Source organism: Brevibacterium sp. Z349TD_9, from assembly GCF_056173565.1.
Map to the genome: position 1 here is coordinate 1,628,195 of NZ_CM149680.1, position 17,617 is coordinate 1,645,811.

A 17,617-nucleotide genomic window follows, 5' to 3' on the forward strand; every position below is an offset into this window, starting at 1 on the left:
CAGCATGATCGTTCGTAAGCTGATCCCCACACTCCTTGGGGCCGCTGTGGTCTTCGCTACGGCGATCATCCTGCTCATCGTCCTCGTGCTCGGACTGCTCACCGCCCCGAGCGAGGACGCTTCAGCAGCCGAGGAACCGACCTGCACACCGGGCGGCGGCAATTCCTCGGCTGTCGTCGTCCCCGACGAGTACCAAGACTACGTAGATGCCGCCGCCAAGGAATCAGGCCTCTCCGTTGGCATCATCGCCGCCCAACTCAAAGCCGAATCGAACTGGGACCCGAAAGCCGTCAGCCCCGTCGGAGCAAAGGGACTTGCCCAGTTCATGCCCGAAACGTGGAAAGAATTCGGTAATGGTGGCGATCCGTTCAACCCCAAGGACGCCATCGCCGCCCAGGGGCGATACATGAAGCACCTGAAGAACCTCGTCAAAGACCACGCCAAGGGCGACAAAAACCTGGTAGAGCTCACCCTGGCTGCGTACAACGCTGGCCCCGGCAAGGTGAAGGAACTCGACTACGACATGAACAAGATCAACAAGATCGAGGAAACCCGCAATTACGTCGAGAACATCACCAAGGCCGCCAAAGGCGACTACACCACCGACTGTGAAGATCCCGGCGATAGTGGAGCCGGAGGCGGCGGAGACATCCTCAAGACCGCGAAACACCTCGCCTGGGATAAACGAGTCCAACTGCCCCGTAGTACGGCCGCTCGCCACGGTGAGGAGGGACTGCTGAGGGTTTAGTTGACTTCACGACTGGATAAGTTCCAGGAAGGATGGAAGTCATGCCAAAGATCTACACCGATGAGTTGGGACTGCTGAGGGTTTAGTTGACTTCACGACTGGATAAGTTCCAGGAAGGATGGAAGTCATGCCAAAGATCTACACCGATGAGTTCAAGCAATCAGCTCTCGAGCTCCTGGGCGAGGGGATGACCCAGAAGCAGGTCTGCGCCGACCTCGGCATCTCGAAGTCAGCTCTCCAGGCCTGGGTCCGTGACTCCCGCCTGCGCGAGCACGGCCTCGAGCCCTCCCGTGATCCCGAGGAGTCACGCGCCCAGGCAGCAGCACTGAAGCGGATCAGGGAACTCGAGCGGGAGAACAAGATCCTCCGCGAGGCTGCAGCGTATCTCTCGCAAGCGAACTTGAAGCTCGGTGGTCATCACCCAAAATGATGTACCCGCTGGTCCTCGACCTTGCTGCCGCCGGGGTGCCGGTGGCAGTGGCCTGCCGGGTACTCGGCTTTACCAAGCAGGGTTTCTACAAGTGGTGCGCGAAACCTGTCTCTGACCGGGAACTCGAGGAGGCGCACTTGATCAATGCCGCCTACGACGTTCATACGGACGATCCTGAGTTCGGGCACCGGTTCATCGCTGATGAGCTCCAGGCGTGCGGATACAGCGCCTCTGAACGTCGTGTGTGGCGGCTGTGCTCGCAGCAGGAGCTGTTCTCCCACACGATCAAACGAGCCCGGAAGCACGGTAAGAAGCCCGGCCCGCCAGTGTGTGATGACCTCGTCGAACGCGACTTCACAGCAAAGGCAGTCAACGAGTTGTGGCTGACCGATATCACCGAGCATCACACCAGTGAGGGCAAGCTGTATATGTGCGCGGTCAAGGATGTGTTCAGCAACAGAATCGTCGGTTATGCCATCGATTCGAGGATGAAATCTCGTCTGGCTGTGGCGGCGATTGATGACGCTGTGGCTCGTCGTGGCGGACCGCGAGCCGTGGCAGGGTGTGTCGTTCACTCGGATCGCGGGTCGCAATTTCGCTCTCGTAAGTTCCAGCAGGTTCTACGGCGTTACGGGCTAGTCGGATCGATGGGTCGGGTCGGCGCTGCTGGTGATAATGCGGCGATGGAATCGTTCTTCGCTGTGTTGCAGAAGAACGTCCTCGACCGGGGCCGTTGGGACACGCGAGCGAGGTTGCGGACATCGATCGTCCACTGGGTCGAGCGGACCTACCACCGGAAGCGTCGGCAACGGCGTTTGGGTAAACTGACTCCGGTTGAATACGAGCTTGTTCACCACAAGGCCGTCGCTCTGGCGGCATAAACCCCGGAGTCAACTAAACCGTCAGCAGTCCCCTCCTGCCGTGGCTCCGCCTTGCGTGCGCGCCATCTCAAGAGCATCGACGACCAGGCTGGCGCGCATGCGCTCGGCGATCTGCCAGCCGATGACCATGCGCGTAGCCAAATCGATCACCGTGGCCAGATACAACCAGCCTTGGCCGGTGCGCAGGTAGGTGATGTCGCCGACCAGCGCCTGCCCCGGCGCATAAGAGTCCGGGTCGAAGTCGCGTTCCAGCCGATCGGTGAAAACCTGGGCCTGCTCATCGACGACGGTAGTGCGCTTGTCGGCGCGCTTCTGGATCGCAGCCAGCCCCAGTTCGCGCATCAGATCGGCCACCAGTCCCACAGAGCAGGGGAACTCGTTGTCGTTGAGCTCGGCCGCGATCCGCCGGCATCCCGCAGTCCCGCGCTGCTGTGCGAAGACCCGTACGATCTCGCTCTTCAGCGCCTCGCGACGCGCCTGCGTCGCCGTGAGGGTCCCGACTCGAGCCCGCCACGCGTAGAACGACGACCGGGCCACGCCCAGCTTCTGACACATCCAGCTGATCGGATAGTTTCCCTTCTCCGCCTCGATCAGGGCTGACTTCTCATTCAGTCCTGCTCCCTGGCGAAGAAGGCCGCGGCTTTTTTCAAGAACTCGTTCTCCATCCGCAGCCGCCGGACCTCGTCTTCCAACTCAGCCAGCCGAGCGTGATCGGCCGGCTTCAACTCTTGAACCGGTTCCGGGATGTCCTGCCGGTAACGCTTGACCCAATTGCCCAAAGTCCCCGGATTGACCTGCAGCTCGCCGGCCACCTCGACGATCGGCCGATCGTTCTGCACGACCAGCTGGACCGCCTCAGCCTTGAACTGCGGGCTGAACTTCCGCCGTGATGCACTTGCCATGCTCTTGATCCTCTCCCATCAAGAGGAACTGTCCAAGAACCTTGATACACCCCAGGGATGTCGCGCGCGGCGGCGGCCGCGACCCGATAGTCGGCGGTGACGTCGCTGACGCCGATGAGTTCCATGTCGTCCTGGGCCAGGACGGCGTCGGCGACGCGTTTGCCGATGACCCCGTATCCATTCACCGCGACTTTGATCTTGGTGTCCATGCTCATTCCTTTCGAGGTGGTGCGCGTGTCCCACGGTGGGCTCGTCGCCCGCGGGTCAGAGTTCGTCGAGCATCGTCTTCATCTCCTGAATCTCCGCCTCCTGGTCTTCGATGACCTGCTCGGCCAGCGCTATCGCCTGCGGGTTCTGCCCGTCGGACACCTGCTGTTCGGCCATCTCTACGGCGCCCTCGTGATGTCTGGTCATCTGCTCCAGGTACAGCTTCGCGGCCTCGGTGCCGGTGGCGTCTTCGAGCTGCTGCATGTCGTCCTCGCTCATCATCCCGCTCATGCCGCCGTGACCGCCGTGACCGCCCGAGTCACCCATGTCGCCCATGGGTTCCTGGCCCCAGGCTTCGAGCATGGCGTTCATCCGGTCAATCTCGGGCCCCTGCGCGTCGATGACTCCCTGGGCGAAGTCAGCGACGTTCTGCGGGATGTCGTCCTTGGCCAGCAGGGTCTCGCTCATCTCGACGGCCTGCTGATGGTGCGGGATCATCATCTGCGCGAACATGACGTCGGCATCGTTGTGCTCCTCGGAGATCTCCTCACCGGAGCCTGCGGTGTCGGTGGCGACCGAGGTCGCAGGGGCCGGATCTTCCCCTGTGCTACCGGGGTCGGCGTTTCCGGTGCAAGCCGAGAGGATCAGCGTGCCGGCGACGGCTGCCGCAACTGCCAGTGGTGTGCGCTTCATGATGTGACCTTTCCTTGGGGGTGGACGGTTTCTGGTCGGGACGTCTCAGTCGGGGTTGGTGCCAGCCATGCCGGGTTGAGTTCGGTGCGGCGCAGCAGCTGTGCATTGAGGGCGACGACGATCGTCGACAGCGACATCAGGATCGCGCCGACGGCCGGGGAGAGCACGAGCCCGATGGGGGCCAGGACTCCGGCGGCCAGCGGGACGGCGAGGACGTTGTAGCCGGTCGCCCAGGCCAGGTTCTGGATCATCTTGCGGTAGCTGGCCCGGGACAGGTCGATCATCGACAGCACTGCCCGTGGATCGTTGCCGGCCAGTACGACCCCGGCCGATTCCATAGCCACGTCGGTGCCCGCCCCGATGGCGATGCCGACATCTGCACGGGCAAGGGCGGGGGCGTCGTTGACGCCGTCGCCGACCATCGCCACCGACAGTCCCCTGTTCTGCAGGTCGATGACGGCGGAGTCCTTGTCCTGCGGGAGCACTTCGGCGAAGACCTCGTCGATGCCGAGGTCGCGGCCGACGGCGTCGGCGACCTGCTGCGCGTCACCGGTGATGAGCGCGACCTTGACGCCGCGTTCCTGCAGGGCGTGGACCGCGGCCCGGGATTCCGGCCGCACACGGTCCTCCAGCGCGACCGCGCCGATAATGGTCCGGTCCTGGACGATGTGCAGGACGCTGGCACCGCGCTGCGTCCATTCCTCGACATCGGCTGCGATCTCGGCTGGTGATTCCAATCCGTAGTCGCGCAGCATGTTGGGCCCGCCGACGGTGATCTCGGAACCATCGACCATGGCGCGGACCCCGCGACCGGCGGCGGCGGTGAACTCGCGTGCCTGCAGACGAGTCGAGGCCGCTTCCGGGTCCTCGGCTGCCGCTGCGGTGATCGCCCGTGCCACCGGGTGTTCGCTGTTGGCCTCGGCGGCAGCTGCCAGCGCCAGCACCCGCCCGGCGGTGGTGCCGGTGACATGGGTGATCCCGGTGACCGCATGCGCGCCCTGCGTGAGAGTGCCGGTCTTGTCGAACAGCACGACGTCGATCGAGCGCATCCGCTCCAGCGCGAGCCGGTTCTTGATGAGCACGCCCGACCGGGCGGCCTTCTCCGTTGAGATGGCGATCACCAGCGGAATCGCCAGGCCGAGCGCGTGCGGGCAGGCGATGACGAGCACCGTCACCGTGCGGATCACCGCTTGGTCGGGGAAGCCGAGCAGCAGCCAGACGGCGAAGGTGATGATGCCCGCGACCAGCGCGAACCAGAACAGCAGCGCCGCGGCGCGATCAGCCAGCGCCTGCGCCCGCGACGAGGACGCCTGGGCTTCGGCGACCATCCGCTGGATGCCTGCCAGGGCGGTGTCCCCGCCGGTGGCCTCCACCCTCACACGTACCGCGTTGTCGGTGGCGACGGTGCCGGCGACCACCGTGTCGCCGAGCTCGCGGGCGACGGGCTTCGATTCGCCGGTGATCATGGACTCGTCGAACTCGGCGCGCCCGTCGATGATGCGTCCGTCGGCCGGAACCCGGGACCCGGACCGGACCAGGACGGTGTCGCCGATGCGCAGCTGGGCGATCGGGACGGTGATGATGCCCAGATCGGTGACCTTTTCGGCTTCGTCGGGCAGCAGTTCGGCCAGCGCGTCGAGCGCGCCGGATGCCGCACCGAGTGCACGCATCTCCATCCAGTGGCCCAGCAGCATGATGGTGACCAGCAGTGCCAGCTCCCACCAGAAGTCGAGCATGAAGTCGCCGATGCCCAAGCTGGTGATCCAGGAGGCGACGAAGGCCACGGTGATGGCCATCGCGATCAGCAGCATCATCCCCGGCTGCCGCGATTTCAGCTCATTGAGCCCGCCCTTGAGGAAGGGCATGCCGCCGTAGACGTAGATGACCGTGCCCAGCACCGGGGCGATCCAAGCCGAGCCGAAGAACTCGGGCACCTGATAGCCGAGCAGGTCGGCGACCATGTGGCTGAAGATGACGACCGGCACCGACAGGATCAGACTGACCCAGAACCGGTTCCGGAACATCGCAACACTGTGCCCGGCGTGCTCCCCATGGCCTGAATGCTCGTCATGGTCGTGCCCGGCATGACCACCGTGGGCCGGTGCCGGGCGTTCATCGAGGGCGGAGTGCCGGTGTCCCTGCGGCATCGCCTGTCCGTGGCTGCCCGCGTCGAGGTGATCGTCGTGGTGCTGGTGGTGGTGCTCCGGATTGCTCATCGTTGTCCTTCACAGTCGGGGATGGGTAGCCGATCAGGCTTCTGCTGCGGGGTAACCGGCCGCGGAAAGCGCCGATTGCAGCGCCGCAGAGTCCACCGGTGCGCTGCTGTTCACCGTGACAGTGGACTGGCCGTGGGGCACCAGCGTGACGTCCACCTGGGCGTTCGCATCCAGTGTTTGCACGACGTTGGTTACCCGCGAGGCGCAGCCCTGGCAGGTCAGCCCCTCCACTGCGAGCGTGACCGTGGAGACCGGCTCAGCACTGCTGCCGGTTGCGTTTGCAGTGGCGGTGTCGGCTGGTGCGCAGCAGGCACATCCTGCCGATGCGAGGGGCAGCTGGCGGGAGGATGCGGTCATGATGTGCTCCTGACTAGTGGGCTCGGAGAGGTGGAGAGAGCCTCCAACAACCCCGACTATACCCCCGGGGGGTATGTAAGTAAAGGTGCTTGTTCTCACGGGTAGGCCTTTCCAGGGGTGCGGGGCAGTTCGATGGTGAACTCGGAGCCGTGTCCGGGGCCGGCGGAGGAGGCGGTGAGGGTGCCGCCGTGAGCTGCGATGAGGGCGAGGGAGATCGTCAGGCCGATGCCGGAGCCGCCGTGGTCGCGGTCGCGGGCGGTGTCGCCGCGGTAGAAGCGTTCGAAGATGTGGGTGAGCTGGTCGGCGGTCATGCCGTCGCCGGTGTCGGTGACGCGGATGAGCACGGTGTCGCTGGTGCCGGTGGCGGTGAGGGAGACGGTTCCCTTCGGTGGGGTGTGGCGCAGGGCGTTCGACAGGAGGTTGTCGAGGACTTGTGCCAGCCGTTGCCGGTCGGCGATCAGGACGTCGGCGTCGGCCGCGGTGGTGAGCGTCACTCCCTTGGCCGCATAGTTCTCCCGGACTGCGGCGGCGCAAGTTTCGAGCAGGTCGGCTAGGGGCAGGGGGGCCGGGTCGAGGTCGATCCGGCCCTCCTCGGCGCGGGAGACATCGTCGATGTCTTCGACGAGGCGTGTCAGGCGTGCCAGCTGTTCGGCCATCACGGCGTCGGTGGTGGGGTTCCACTCGACGACCTCGTCCTGCAGCCCCTCGAGGTAGACGGAGAGGACCGAGACCGGGGTGCTCATCTCGTGGGCGAGGTCGGACAGGATGCGCTGCCGCGTTTCCTCGGTGCGTGTCAGCTGGTCGGCCATCATGTTGAACGCCCGGGCCAGGGAATCGAGCTCGACGCCGGCGCCGAGCACCGGAACGCGCACGTCGTAGTTGCCATGGGCAACTTCGGCTGCCGCAGCGGTGAGCTGTTCCAGCGGGGTGCGGATCGTGCGGGAGAGCAGGAAGCTGGCCAGGAGCGCGCAGGCCAGACCGGTGCCCAGGGCTACTGCCAGAGTGATCAGGTTCGCGTCGCGGTAGGCCTGTTCGACATGGAACAGTTCCGGGGATCCTCCCGGGATGCCGGCCAGCTCCAGGTGTTCGTGGAACAGCGGGGGCCCGGCCAGGGTGGCGACTGCCACCGCTCCGAGCAGGCTTGCCGCCACCACGATCAGCTGGGTGGCGAACAGGCGGGCGGCCAAGCCGGAGTTGCGCAGTCTCATCGGGGCACCATTCGGTATCCGACGCCGCGGACGGTCTCGATGAGGCCGCCACCGTCGGGCTCCTCGCCGAGCTTGCGCCGCAGATGGCCGATGTGGACATCGACGATCCGTTCGTCGCCGACCCACGACGTGTCCCAGACGGCGTCGATGAGCTGCCGGCGGGAGAGCGCGCGGTTGGGTGCTGCAGACAAGGCGACCAGCAGGTTGAACTCGGTGCGCGTCAGGGGAAGCACCGCGTCAGCCCGCCGGATCTCGTGGCCGGCGAGGTCGATGGTGAGATCACCGACGACGCGGACGGAATCCTGGGGTGGGTTTCCGGTGCGGGGACGCCTGAGCACGGCGTGGACTCGGGCGACCAGTTCCCGGACGCTGAAGGGTTTGGTGATGTAGTCATCTGCGCCGGCGGCAAGCCCCAGGAGCTTGTCCTTCTCGCTCCCCCGGGCGGTCAGGATCAGCACGTAGCACTCCGACATCGCCCGCACGCGACGGCAGACCTCGATTCCGTCGAGCCCGGGCAGTCCGAGGTCGAGGATCAGCACGTCCGGCTCCTCGGCCCTGACGCTGTCGAGCGCCTGGACTCCGGTGTGTGCCTGCTCAACGTGGAAGCCGTCTCGGCTCAGATAGGTCGCCACCATCTGCGCCAAAGGCTTTTCATCCTCGGCAACGACGATGCGTCCGCCAGAGTGGTGGTCGGTTCGTTCAGCCCGCATGTACCCAGTCTGTCCCCAGCGCTGGCGGCACACAGCCCTCAGCGCCCGCTGCGGCCGGAATCTTCGTCAAACCTTCAAATGCCCGGGTCTGTCCCGCGCTCGGGGGGTCTGGTGATGTCGATGCTCGTGGCGGCCTCGGCCGGGCAGGTGCGCTCGATCTGCAGCGTGGAGAAGTAGATGTCGAACCGGTCGGTGAGCAAATCGGTCGCCTGTTCCAGCACGGCCTCATGCTGGGCCGGGTTGACCACGTGCAGGTGCGCGGAGAAGACGGTGCGCCCTGAGGTGATGGTCCAGGCGTGCACGTGGTGGACGTCCTCAACCCCGTCGATCTCCTCCAGCGCGGTGATCGCTGCCGGCAGGTCGAGGTGTTCAGGGGTGCCCTGGAGCAGGATTCTCAGGGCTGACCGGATGATGGTCCACGATGCCAACAGCAGCACCACGCCGAAGACCATGCCCAGCAGCGGGTCGATCGCGAGGAAGCCTGTCAGTCGGATGACCACCGCGGAGATGATGATGATGAGGCTGCCGACGAAGGTCTGCAGGATGTGCCAGAACGCGCCCTTGATGTTCAGGTTCGTCTTCTGACGTTGGTAGAGCAACCAGAACGCGATGAGCTCGGTGACAATGCCACCGGTGGCCACCCAGAGCATCACCGTGGTGGGCAGCTCGATCGGATCGGCCAGCCGCATGGCACCCATGTAGAACACGTAGGCGGCCATGAGGGCGAGGAAGAGTCCGTTGAACAGCGCCCCGATGATCTCCGCGCGGGCCCACCCAAAAGTCTCCTGCGCAGTGGCGGGGCGTTGGCTCAGACGCTGGGCGACCAGCGCGATCAGCACCCCGCCGACAGCCGAGAACGTGTGGAAGGCATCGGAGATCACCGCGACCGACCCGGACCACAGCCCGATGACTAGCTCGATGACGAAATACACTCCCGTCAGCCACCCGGAGATCCGGAGGGCTTTGCGGTCTCCGTCGACTGGCAGATGTCCGCTGTGTTCGCTCATCCTGGCCTCCGCGTTGACCTGTCAGGGGAATTGAACTTCCGGGGAGACAGCGCACGGCATCGTCGGGCCGCACGCTAATCCGAATGTAACCCACCTCAACTCGACGGGGCTGTCACCAGGGCAATCTTCGTCAAATCTTCAAGAAGCCTGGTCCTTTCACCATCGGCAGCTCGACCAGAATGGAGGGAATCGTTTTCCTGCGAGTCGAAGAAGAAGGATGCTCTCACCTCTGTCGCGTCGTTCGATGATCCGCCGGTCAGGCTCGTTGACCGTCCTCCTCGCGCTCGGTCTGGCCGGGTGCGGCAGCGATCCCGACGAGTTGGCCGACCAGGTGCCGAAGGTCACTGAGCAGGGCTACATCTCCGGGGCCGGCGTCATCACCCAACTCCCCATCGGTGAGCGGGGTGAGCCGATCGAGTTGGCCGGCGAGTACACCGACGGCACCGCCTTCGCCCTTGCCGACTGGCGTGGGGCCCCGGTGGTGCTCAACCTCTGGTACGCGGCCTGCCCCCCGTGCCGCAAGGAAGCACCGGCGTTGCAGGCCAACTACGAGCGGTACCAAGCCGACGGCGTGAAGTTCTTGGGCATCAATGTTCGCGATGAGGCACCGGCCGCCGACGCGTTCGCCAGGACGTTCGATCTGACGTTTCCGTCCATGCTCGATCAGGACGGCCTCGGGGTCGCGGCGCTCGGTTCGGTGCTGCCCGCGCAGGCGGTCCCGTCCACCGTCGTCCTGGACGCTCAGGGCAGGGCGGCGGCGCGGGTGATGGGAGCTGTGGACGCGTCGACCCTTAAAGCGTTGATTGGTGACGTGCTGGAGGAGTCGGCATGACACTCACAGCCTTCATCGGTGAGACCTTTTCGCAGACCGCCCTGTCCGGTCCGATGCTGCTGGCGATCCCGGTGGCCATCCTGGCCGGGGCGGTGTCGTTCTTCTCCCCGTGCGTCCTGCCGCTGGTCCCCGGCTACGTCGGCTACGTCACCGGGTTGGGCGCCGCCGCCTTGACCGACCGGAAGATCAGCCGGGTCGTCATCGGGGTCTCTCTGTTCATTGTCGGCTTCGCCGCGGTCTTCGTGTCGATGGGCCTGGCGTTCAGTCTCGCCGGTGTCTTGCTCAGCCAGTGGGCCGATGTCCTCAACCGCGTGATGGGCGTGGTCGTCATCATCGCCGGCATCGTGTTCATGGGCGGGATCGGCATGTTCCAGAGCACCGCCCGCATCTCCAAGCGTCCACCGGCCGGGCTGTGGGGTGCCCCCGCCCTGGGTGCCACCTTCGCGTTCAGTTGGGCCCCGTGCATGGGTCCCACACTCGCGGCGGTGCTGGCGCTGTCGACCAGCTTCGGGGTAACCGGCACCGACGGCATCTGGCGCGGTGCCATGCTGACGCTGATGTACTGCCTCGGGCTGGGAGTGCCGTTCATCGTCGTGGCCGTGCTCATCGTCAAGGGCACCGGCAGGCTACAGTGGGCCAGAGACCACCACCTGCTGATAAGCCGGATCGGCGGGGCGATGCTCATCATCATCGGCGTGCTGCTCGTCAGCGGCGTCTGGACCCAGTGGGTCAACAGCCTGCAAGGCATGATCGGCGGCTTCGAAACCATCATCTGACACACCCCAGACCATTCAGTGAGACCACGCGTGGGCAGTCGTCACGCCTGCGCATGCTGACCCTCGGGCACCGGCCCGAACGACAAGGAGATGAACGTGAAACGAGTAGCGATCGCTGCAGCGACACTCTCGCTGGTGCTGGCAGGATGCGCGCCGGCAGCAGACTCCGAACCATCACCAAGCACCGACTCGCAGGCTGAGTTCCTTAACACTTACGACCTCGACGACATGGATGCCGTCGAGATCATCGATCATCTGGACCGGCTCGAGACAGCCGAAAGACCAGCAGACCTGATCGCATCGGTCTATCCCGATGAGCTGGTGCTGACCGACAACAGGCAGGAAGTGGTCCTGGACCTGCCGCAGAACCTGTCGTATCTGTCGATCGCCCCGTACGTCGAGCAGACACATGACTGCTTCTATCACAGCCTGACCACTTGCCAGGGTGAGCTCAGCAACGCAGCCGTCGACGTCGAAATCACCGACAGCACTACTGGGGACGTCGTGGTCGACGAGCAGGCGACCACCTTCGACAACGGGTTCGTCGGCTTCTGGGTGCCCAGCGACATCGACGGCACCATTGAGATCAGCTACGACGGCCGGACAGGCACCTCGGACTTCACCACCACCGACGAAGGCGCCTCCTGCATCACCGACCTGCAACTCGTCTAACACCCGGTGGGCGAAGCGATTCCCGCAGCAGGCCCGGATGCCGGGACAATGAGGCGTATGGCTTCTGCAGATGTCGCTCTTCCAGATGGTTATCGCCACACGCTGGAGGTGTCAAGCCTTGGGTTTGGTAGAGGCTTCTTTTCTTGGTTTCCTATGCGGCCACGCCTGTAGTGGTCTGCTGTTTGATCCAATCAGAATGCGCCTCGATCGGCGGTCGGTAGTGCAGCGCCGAATGCAGTCGGACGTGGTTGTACCAAGCCACCCACTTCGACGTCTCGGCCATTACTTCGATCACTCCCGACCACTCCCGCCGGTCGATCAGTTCGGCCTTGTACACCGAGTTCAGCGCCTCGGCCATCGCGTTATCGAAGGAATCGCCCCGCGAACCCACCGATGCCACAATCGCAGACTCCGCCAGCGTTTCGCCATAGCGAATCGAGCGGAACTGGACTCCGCGATCCGAGTGGTGCACGAGCCCGGATACATCGTGCCCGGCCCGGTACTTCGCCGCCAGAGCCATCGTGAGCGCGTCCCGGGCCAGGGATTCACGCATATGGTTCGTCACCTGCCAGCCGACGATCTCGCGATGGAACACATCGAGGATGAACGTCGTGTACACCCACCCCGAGCGCGTCGGCACATAGGTGATATCGGCCACCCATAAGCAGTTCGGTGCAGACGCGGTGAACTCCCGCTCGACGAGGTCCTCCGGGCACTCCTCGGCTCTGGCCGATGCCGTCTTGGGACGTTTGCGTTTGCGCCGCACCCCATCGATGCCCAGTCGGCGCATCAAGCGCTCGACCGTGCAGCGGGCCACCGGCCCGAACCGGTCGGCGTGATCACGGTTGATCGCTTTCCACATCTTGCGCACTCCATAGCAGGAGTAGTTCGCTTCGTCGATGTCCTGGATGACGACCATGAGATCGCAGTCCCGAATAGCCCGGGCCGAGGGCCGGCGCAGTTTGTACGCGTAGTACGAGCTCACAGCGATCCGTGCAGCAGTCCCGCGCAGGACCCGCACGATCGGCTCGACTCCGAACTCGTCACGATTCTCGTCGATGAAGTCGACGATCACCTTGATGGGCGGTCGAGCTCCGCCGCGAAGAAAGCCGATGCTCTGCGCAGGATCTCGTTTGCTCGCCTGGCTTCGGCCAGCTCCGCCCGCAAGCGTCGGTTCTCCGATTCCAGATCCACAGACTCCGACGGTGTGATCCTGCCGGATTCCTTGTGCTTCCGCACCCACACGCGCAAGGTCTCCTTACTCAACCCGAGCTCTTTCGCGACCCGAGTAATCGAGCCGTTGGCAGTCGCGGGATCGGCCTGAGCGTGAATGACGAGCTCTACTGCACGAGCCCTGAGCTCGTCGGTGTACTTCACTGGCATGAGAGAAACTCCTTCGTCCAATCTCCCTGCCTCTATCATCCCCGGGGCGATTCAGGCTGAGCATCCCCGGCCTCCATGCCGACGCGCTGAGCTGGGCCGCCGAGGCAAAGAAGATGGGCCAGGCTGAACCCTCGACCAAGGGCGGACCCTTGGCCGCGAGTTCAAACCTGACCCGTTTGGGGTCACTGCGTAGCACGTTCAGCAACTTTCCCCGTCGGACGACAACGCTGGTTGAGCGTTGGAATCGGGGAGTCTACGGAGGTGCGAGGCGGGCATCGACGCTGCCAGTGCAGACGGATCGAGGGCCGCTGGTGCGGAGGATCGGGTCGGCTCAAACTTTTCTGACTCCTGCCGAGGTCGATCGACTCGTCGCGGACTACGACGCAGGTCTGAGCGTTCGTGGATTGGCGAAGAAGTACGGCATTCATCGAGGCACTGTCTCCGCGCACCTGCGCCGCCGCAACGTTGCGCTACATCGTCCGGGACTCGGTGTGGACGACCGGGCCGAAGCTGTTCGTCTGTTCCGGGCTGGGGTATCGATGCGGGCGATCGCTCGAAGGCTCGGGGTGGGCCGGAGCCCGGTTCGGGCGGCTCTGGACGAGGCAGGCGTGCTCGTGAGCGAGCAGCCCACGTCCGAGGCCGTCAGCGAACCGGGCGGTCAAGATGCTGACCTGGAGGCTGTCTCATAGCGTCCAGGTGCCCTTCACCTGTCCTGGTCACACGAATTCGCCCCCGCCATCTGAGGCGGGGGCGAATCTTATGATCGGCCGGTTTGTCAGTCCTGCGGGACTGCTGACGGTTTAGTTGACTCCGGGGTTTATGCCGCCAGAGCGACGGCCTTGTGGTGAACAAGCTCGTATTCAACCGGAGTCAGTTTACCCAAACGCCGTTGCCGACGCTTCCGGTGGTAGGTCCGCTCGACCCAGTGGACGATCGATGTCCGCAACCTCGCTCGCGTGTCCCAACGGCCCCGGTCGAGGACGTTCTTCTGCAACACAGCGAAGAACGATTCCATCGCCGCATTATCACCAGCAGCGCCGACCCGACCCATCGATCCGACTAGCCCGTAACGCCGTAGAACCTGCTGGAACTTACGAGAGCGAAATTGCGACCCGCGATCCGAGTGAACGACACACCCTGCCACGGCTCGCGGTCCGCCACGACGAGCCACAGCGTCATCAATCGCCGCCACAGCCAGACGAGATTTCATCCTCGAATCGATGGCATAACCGACGATTCTGTTGCTGAACACATCCTTGACCGCGCACATATACAGCTTGCCCTCACTGGTGTGATGCTCGGTGATATCGGTCAGCCACAACTCGTTGACTGCCTTTGCTGTGAAGTCGCGTTCGACGAGGTCATCACACACTGGCGGGCCGGGCTTCTTACCGTGCTTCCGGGCTCGTTTGATCGTGTGGGAGAACAGCTCCTGCTGCGAGCACAGCCGCCACACACGACGTTCAGAGGCGCTGTATCCGCACGCCTGGAGCTCATCAGCGATGAACCGGTGCCCGAACTCAGGATCGTCCGTATGAACGTCGTAGGCGGCATTGATCAAGTGCGCCTCCTCGAGTTCCCGGTCAGAGACAGGTTTCGCGCACCACTTGTAGAAACCCTGCTTGGTAAAGCCGAGTACCCGGCAGGCCACTGCCACCGGCACCCCGGCGGCAGCAAGGTCGAGGACCAGCGGGTACATCATTTTGGGTGATGACCACCGAGCTTCAAGTTCGCTTGCGAGAGATACGCTGCAGCCTCGCGGAGGATCTTGTTCTCCCGCTCGAGTTCCCTGATCCGCTTCAGTGCTGCTGCCTGGGCGCGTGACTCCTCGGGATCACGGGAGGGCTCGAGGCCGTGCTCGCGCAGGCGGGAGTCACGGACCCAGGCCTGGAGAGCTGACTTCGAGATGCCGAGGTCGGCGCAGACCTGCTTCTGGGTCATCCCCTCGCCCAGGAGCTCGAGAGCTGATTGCTTGAACTCATCGGTGTAGATCTTTGGCATGACTTCCATCCTTCCTGGAACTTATCCAGTCGTGAAGTCAACTAAACCCTCAGCAGTCCCGGACGCAGCAAAACCGGAATACGTCAAAGCCTCACAAAAGTACAACAAATCAGTCACCACAGCCTTCTTCACCGACTGCGGAGTCTACGTCGCCACCGTCATGCGAGCGTCTGGGGCGGATAAGAAATTCCCACTGCGCGGCACCACCGACGTCCAGCTTCCCTACCTGAAACAGTCGGACAAGTACAAGACGTTCAAGCCGAAGTCCGAGGGCGACCTCAAGGCCGGTGACATCATGATCACCCCTGGCCACATCTACATCTACAGCGGCAAGCGACGCAGTGGACCAGCAAACACCTCACTAGCCGCCAGCCTCTACACTCGCCCTCCCAGTGGGCAGGACACCTACGGCTTCGGCTCCTACACCGCCGCCCGACTGGTCAAAGGATAATCATGAACTACAAGCACTCACTCACCATCATCATTACCATCTTCGCCGTCGTCGCCCTCGTCGTCGCCGGAGCGGTCTGGTACTTCATGTCCAAACCCACCAAGGTACTCGTCACCATCACCTCACAGCCGCACACCGTGGAGATCACCATCAACGGTGAGTCGTTCGGCACACGCAAATCAGGCAAGACCTTCCCCGTCGAAACCAAGGAAGACTCTCTGAGCATCACCGCATCCGCTGACGGGTTCGCTGATGACACCATCGTCGAATCGATCAATGGAAAGCAGGTCAGTTCGTTCATCGGCCTAGTGCCTCAAACCGATGAAGCCGAGAAGACACTCCGAGAAGAAGGAGACCTCGACCAGCAGGAGGACGCCACCGAGAAGTACCTCCGCGAATCGGAAAAACTTCGCGCAGACTGGCCGATCCTCGACGAACTGCCACGCGAGACTATGACGTACCGCGCCTACCAGGGAGAATCCGAGGACGGTGACCACGACTTCGGCATCCACCTCTTCCTCTACCCCGACAACGCCGATCAGGGCCGCGACGACTTCTACCGATGGCTCAAGTCCATCAACGAAGATCCACACGACTACGAAATCGTCGAAGAGATGGACACCGGACCGAAGAAGGCTGTCGTTCCACCGCTGCCGACTCGAGATGAAGTCGAAGCGCTGTCTCGTGACGACATCACCGACCCGAAAACAATCAAGAGTGACAACCTCGAATCAGACGCCGCGGCACTGCAATTCGCCACCGCGACGACCACCTGGCACGCAAGCAAAGACACCCCGCATTCTGGGTTCAACCGCACGCACCAACTAATGTCGAAGTCACTCGCTGACTCCATCACCGAGCCAGAACGCCCGACCTATACCCCCAAGTGGTTTGAAGCCGCTGACAACGATGCCGAATCGTACTCGTGGCCCATCGACATCTACGAAGGCACAGGATCCAACTCCTTCGAAGTCGAAGTCTGCTGGGCCTGGGTGTCTGAAACGCACGAACCCGTCATCGAAGGACCACGCAAATACTCCATCACCATGGGAGACGACGATGGACGCCCTGTAGTCACCGGCTACGAGTTCGAGGACCCCAGCAACTTCGTCGCCTCCGACACGGACCAGTGCCTGTCCAACGACTAATCGTCCGAATGTGCAGTGATCAACACACGACTGCCTGCGATACGAAACCCGTGCACAGACTTCCGAGACCAGGAGAAGAACAATGAGTGGGTTCACCACATTCGCCGGAGCCGAGAACCACGCCTTGCGCATCCTCGTCCTCGATGGGATCCGCGACTTCGAAGTCCAAGTACGCAACGATCCTCGGATGATGGACCACATCGCTGACAGCGATATGTCGCTCGACGACTACAGAGCAATCCACGACCGAATCGCAACTAAACTGCTCAATAACGAGGAATTCGACCACCGTCTCTTCGACGGCGACGAAACCCAGTTCGTCGTCGCTCTCGCCGAAGACGGAGCAGGTACCACGTCCTACCAGAACACCGACGCAGGCCAAGCCGCTCGAATCCGAGACGAACAGATCATCGAAAAGGCCAAAGCTATGGATCAAGAACGCCGCACCACCGACTCAAACCCGGCCCCTGCCCCCACAGCGGATCCGCTATCCGAACGCACGTACAACCGTGCGACGCTGGCCGCCGCCGGCCACCACCTCGAAACTGGAGACTGGGATGCCCATCGAAAGCTTGCTCAGATCGCAGTCAAGAGTGGCTACGCCGCTGAAGTGACGCAAGAGTACTTCAACGACGCTGGTACTGATACGCCCCTGGAGCACAAGATCGAGATCCTCGACCCTGGCGAGGCTGCCCCTTGTGCGACCCCCGGCCTCCGTCTCGAAGAAGAAAGTGTCCTCGGCTCAACTATTTCAGTCGAACAATTCACCCCAGAGACTCCGCATGGATTCTTCGGGCCCGTCACTCCACTCGAAGACGCTCCGACCGACCCCGAAGGGCCAGGCAACCCCGTCGCCTCCGACGCGCACCTCAGCGCACTATCCGCTCAGCCGCCTCACCCACCGGCGCGCAGCACAGGTCCCAGCCTGACCTGATCGCACTACAGCACTCTCTATCGGCACACTTCCACCAGCCTGGAGCATCATTAATGCTTCT

At 63.5% G+C, this 17,617-nt stretch carries 20 protein-coding genes and 1 other annotated feature; of the genes, 9 read left to right on the forward strand and 11 right to left on the reverse strand.

Going from position 1 to position 17,617, the window contains the following annotated elements; genetic code table 11:
• The first annotated feature begins 4 nt into the window (after positions 1–4).
• Together AC0VYB_RS07320 and AC0VYB_RS07325 are read left to right on the forward strand one after the other, a co-directional pair.
• Complete coding sequence (locus tag AC0VYB_RS07320; RefSeq protein WP_193338904.1) at positions 5–748, forward strand: lytic transglycosylase domain-containing protein; 744 nt, start codon at positions 5–7, stop codon at positions 746–748.
• 127 nt (positions 749–875) lie between these two features.
• A protein-coding gene (locus tag AC0VYB_RS07325) for an IS3 family transposase (protein ID WP_414017399.1) occupies positions 876–2,059 on the forward strand; the annotation gives its coding sequence in 2 pieces (ribosomal slippage) (positions 876–1,133 and positions 1,136–2,059; 1,182 coding nt in all).
• A gap of 21 nt (positions 2,060–2,080) precedes the next feature.
• Here the strand turns inward: AC0VYB_RS07325 and AC0VYB_RS07330 are convergent.
• The 8 genes from AC0VYB_RS07330 to AC0VYB_RS07365 form a co-directional block, all read right to left on the reverse strand.
• On the reverse strand, positions 2,081–2,671 hold the full coding sequence (locus AC0VYB_RS07330; RefSeq protein ID WP_415711847.1) for an IS3 family transposase: 591 nt from the start codon (positions 2,669–2,671) through the stop codon (positions 2,081–2,083).
• Positions 2,668–2,961 carry a transposase gene (locus AC0VYB_RS07335; RefSeq protein WP_415711838.1) on the reverse strand — a complete coding sequence of 98 codons (294 nt, stop codon included), beginning with the start codon at positions 2,959–2,961 and terminating at the stop codon, positions 2,668–2,670. The genes AC0VYB_RS07330 and AC0VYB_RS07335 overlap by 4 nt, the downstream gene beginning before the upstream one ends.
• Before the next feature lie 264 nt (positions 2,962–3,225).
• The gene (locus AC0VYB_RS07340) at positions 3,226–3,861 is read right to left on the reverse strand and encodes a DUF305 domain-containing protein (RefSeq protein ID WP_415711839.1); all 636 of its coding nucleotides are present in this window, start codon (positions 3,859–3,861) and stop codon (positions 3,226–3,228) included.
• Positions 3,858–6,077, reverse strand: coding sequence for a copper-translocating P-type ATPase (locus AC0VYB_RS07345; protein ID WP_415711840.1), 2,220 nt, complete (start codon positions 6,075–6,077; stop codon positions 3,858–3,860). Before AC0VYB_RS07345 ends, AC0VYB_RS07340 begins: the two co-directional genes overlap by 4 nt.
• A 33-nt stretch (positions 6,078–6,110) precedes the next feature.
• Positions 6,111–6,434 carry a heavy-metal-associated domain-containing protein gene (locus AC0VYB_RS07350; RefSeq protein WP_247618489.1) on the reverse strand — a complete coding sequence of 108 codons (324 nt, stop codon included), beginning with the start codon at positions 6,432–6,434 and terminating at the stop codon, positions 6,111–6,113.
• A gap of 95 nt (positions 6,435–6,529) precedes the next feature.
• On the reverse strand, positions 6,530–7,642 hold the full coding sequence (locus tag AC0VYB_RS07355; protein WP_415711841.1) for a sensor histidine kinase: 1,113 nt from the start codon (positions 7,640–7,642) through the stop codon (positions 6,530–6,532).
• The gene (locus AC0VYB_RS07360) at positions 7,639–8,352 is read right to left on the reverse strand and encodes a response regulator transcription factor (RefSeq protein WP_415711848.1); all 714 of its coding nucleotides are present in this window, start codon (positions 8,350–8,352) and stop codon (positions 7,639–7,641) included. Before AC0VYB_RS07360 ends, AC0VYB_RS07355 begins: the two co-directional genes overlap by 4 nt.
• Before the next feature lie 74 nt (positions 8,353–8,426).
• Complete coding sequence (locus AC0VYB_RS07365; protein ID WP_415711842.1) at positions 8,427–9,359, reverse strand: cation diffusion facilitator family transporter; 933 nt, start codon at positions 9,357–9,359, stop codon at positions 8,427–8,429.
• 217 nt (positions 9,360–9,576) lie between these two features.
• On the opposite strand from AC0VYB_RS07365, the gene AC0VYB_RS07370 reads away from it, so the two are divergent.
• The 3 genes from AC0VYB_RS07370 to AC0VYB_RS07380 all read left to right on the forward strand — a co-directional run bounded on the left by AC0VYB_RS07370 (position 9,577) and on the right by AC0VYB_RS07380 (position 11,639).
• The gene (locus AC0VYB_RS07370; protein ID WP_415711843.1) at positions 9,577–10,191 is read left to right on the forward strand and encodes a TlpA family protein disulfide reductase; all 615 of its coding nucleotides are present in this window, start codon (positions 9,577–9,579) and stop codon (positions 10,189–10,191) included.
• A complete protein-coding gene (locus AC0VYB_RS07375) occupies positions 10,188–10,967 on the forward strand; it encodes a cytochrome c biogenesis CcdA family protein (RefSeq protein ID WP_415711844.1) in 780 nt (259 codons plus the stop codon). The genes AC0VYB_RS07370 and AC0VYB_RS07375 overlap by 4 nt, the downstream gene beginning before the upstream one ends.
• A gap of 90 nt (positions 10,968–11,057) precedes the next feature.
• Positions 11,058–11,639, forward strand: coding sequence for a CueP family metal-binding protein (locus tag AC0VYB_RS07380; protein WP_415711845.1), 582 nt, complete (start codon positions 11,058–11,060; stop codon positions 11,637–11,639).
• 151 nt (positions 11,640–11,790) lie between these two features.
• Here AC0VYB_RS07380 and AC0VYB_RS07385 read toward each other — a convergent pair whose 3' ends face one another.
• Positions 11,791–12,714, reverse strand: a complete 924-nt coding sequence (locus tag AC0VYB_RS07385; RefSeq protein ID WP_415711846.1) for an IS3 family transposase — start codon at positions 12,712–12,714, stop codon at positions 11,791–11,793.
• Positions 12,634–12,750, reverse strand: a sequence feature (AL1L pseudoknot). (Overlaps the previous gene by 81 nt.)
• Entirely contained in the window at positions 12,711–13,016 is a 306-nt protein-coding gene (locus AC0VYB_RS07390) for a transposase (protein ID WP_175406905.1), read from the reverse strand. Its footprint overlaps the feature before it by 40 nt. The genes AC0VYB_RS07385 and AC0VYB_RS07390 overlap by 4 nt, the downstream gene beginning before the upstream one ends.
• A gap of 119 nt (positions 13,017–13,135) precedes the next feature.
• On the opposite strand from AC0VYB_RS07390, the gene AC0VYB_RS07395 reads away from it, so the two are divergent.
• Entirely contained in the window at positions 13,136–13,711 is a 576-nt protein-coding gene (locus AC0VYB_RS07395; RefSeq protein ID WP_475385109.1) for a helix-turn-helix domain-containing protein, read from the forward strand.
• 128 nt (positions 13,712–13,839) lie between these two features.
• On the opposite strand, the gene AC0VYB_RS07400 is transcribed toward AC0VYB_RS07395, so the two are convergent.
• Positions 13,840–15,023 (reverse strand): IS3 family transposase gene (locus AC0VYB_RS07400; RefSeq protein ID WP_414017399.1). Its coding sequence is split into 2 segments (ribosomal slippage): positions 13,840–14,763 and positions 14,766–15,023, totalling 1,182 coding nucleotides; the frame shifts between segments, so codons are not numbered across the junction.
• Here AC0VYB_RS07400 and AC0VYB_RS07405 point away from each other — a divergent pair.
• The 3 genes from AC0VYB_RS07405 (at position 15,022) to AC0VYB_RS07415 (ending at position 17,556) form a co-directional block, all read left to right on the forward strand.
• Positions 15,022–15,474 (forward strand): hypothetical protein, encoded by a 453-nt coding sequence (locus AC0VYB_RS07405; protein WP_193338869.1) that lies wholly within the window; start codon positions 15,022–15,024, stop codon positions 15,472–15,474. The genes AC0VYB_RS07400 and AC0VYB_RS07405 overlap by 2 nt on opposite strands.
• Before the next feature lie 2 nt (positions 15,475–15,476).
• The gene (locus AC0VYB_RS07410; protein WP_193338870.1) at positions 15,477–16,622 is read left to right on the forward strand and encodes a hypothetical protein; all 1,146 of its coding nucleotides are present in this window, start codon (positions 15,477–15,479) and stop codon (positions 16,620–16,622) included.
• Positions 16,623–16,704: 82 nt separating this feature from the next.
• The gene (locus tag AC0VYB_RS07415; RefSeq protein ID WP_101624966.1) at positions 16,705–17,556 is read left to right on the forward strand and encodes a hypothetical protein; all 852 of its coding nucleotides are present in this window, start codon (positions 16,705–16,707) and stop codon (positions 17,554–17,556) included.
• Positions 17,557–17,617: the final 61 nt, after the last annotated feature.

What these genes read in the sequence shown, in the direction of transcription:
- AC0VYB_RS07320 (WP_193338904.1), top strand. Translation starts at nt 5, where the DNA reads ATGATCGTTCGTAAGCTGATCCCCACACTCCTTGGGGCCGCTGTGGTC.
- AC0VYB_RS07335 (WP_415711838.1), bottom strand. Translation starts at nt 2,961, where the DNA reads ATGGCAAGTGCATCACGGCGGAAGTTCAGCCCGCAGTTCAAGGCTGAG.
- AC0VYB_RS07340 (WP_415711839.1), bottom strand. Translation starts at nt 3,861, where the DNA reads ATGAAGCGCACACCACTGGCAGTTGCGGCAGCCGTCGCCGGCACGCTG.
- AC0VYB_RS07345 (WP_415711840.1), bottom strand. Translation starts at nt 6,077, where the DNA reads ATGAGCAATCCGGAGCACCACCACCAGCACCACGACGATCACCTCGAC.
- AC0VYB_RS07350 (WP_247618489.1), bottom strand. Translation starts at nt 6,434, where the DNA reads ATGACCGCATCCTCCCGCCAGCTGCCCCTCGCATCGGCAGGATGTGCC.
- AC0VYB_RS07355 (WP_415711841.1), bottom strand. Translation starts at nt 7,642, where the DNA reads ATGAGACTGCGCAACTCCGGCTTGGCCGCCCGCCTGTTCGCCACCCAG.
- AC0VYB_RS07360 (WP_415711848.1), bottom strand. Translation starts at nt 8,352, where the DNA reads ATGCGGGCTGAACGAACCGACCACCACTCTGGCGGACGCATCGTCGTT.
- AC0VYB_RS07365 (WP_415711842.1), bottom strand. Translation starts at nt 9,359, where the DNA reads ATGAGCGAACACAGCGGACATCTGCCAGTCGACGGAGACCGCAAAGCC.
- AC0VYB_RS07370 (WP_415711843.1), top strand. Translation starts at nt 9,577, where the DNA reads ATGCTCTCACCTCTGTCGCGTCGTTCGATGATCCGCCGGTCAGGCTCG.
- AC0VYB_RS07375 (WP_415711844.1), top strand. Translation starts at nt 10,188, where the DNA reads ATGACACTCACAGCCTTCATCGGTGAGACCTTTTCGCAGACCGCCCTG.
- AC0VYB_RS07380 (WP_415711845.1), top strand. Translation starts at nt 11,058, where the DNA reads ATGAACGTGAAACGAGTAGCGATCGCTGCAGCGACACTCTCGCTGGTG.
- AC0VYB_RS07395 (WP_475385109.1), top strand. Translation starts at nt 13,136, where the DNA reads ATGGGCCAGGCTGAACCCTCGACCAAGGGCGGACCCTTGGCCGCGAGT.
- AC0VYB_RS07405 (WP_193338869.1), top strand. Translation starts at nt 15,022, where the DNA reads ATGACTTCCATCCTTCCTGGAACTTATCCAGTCGTGAAGTCAACTAAA.
- AC0VYB_RS07410 (WP_193338870.1), top strand. Translation starts at nt 15,477, where the DNA reads ATGAACTACAAGCACTCACTCACCATCATCATTACCATCTTCGCCGTC.
- AC0VYB_RS07415 (WP_101624966.1), top strand. Translation starts at nt 16,705, where the DNA reads ATGAGTGGGTTCACCACATTCGCCGGAGCCGAGAACCACGCCTTGCGC.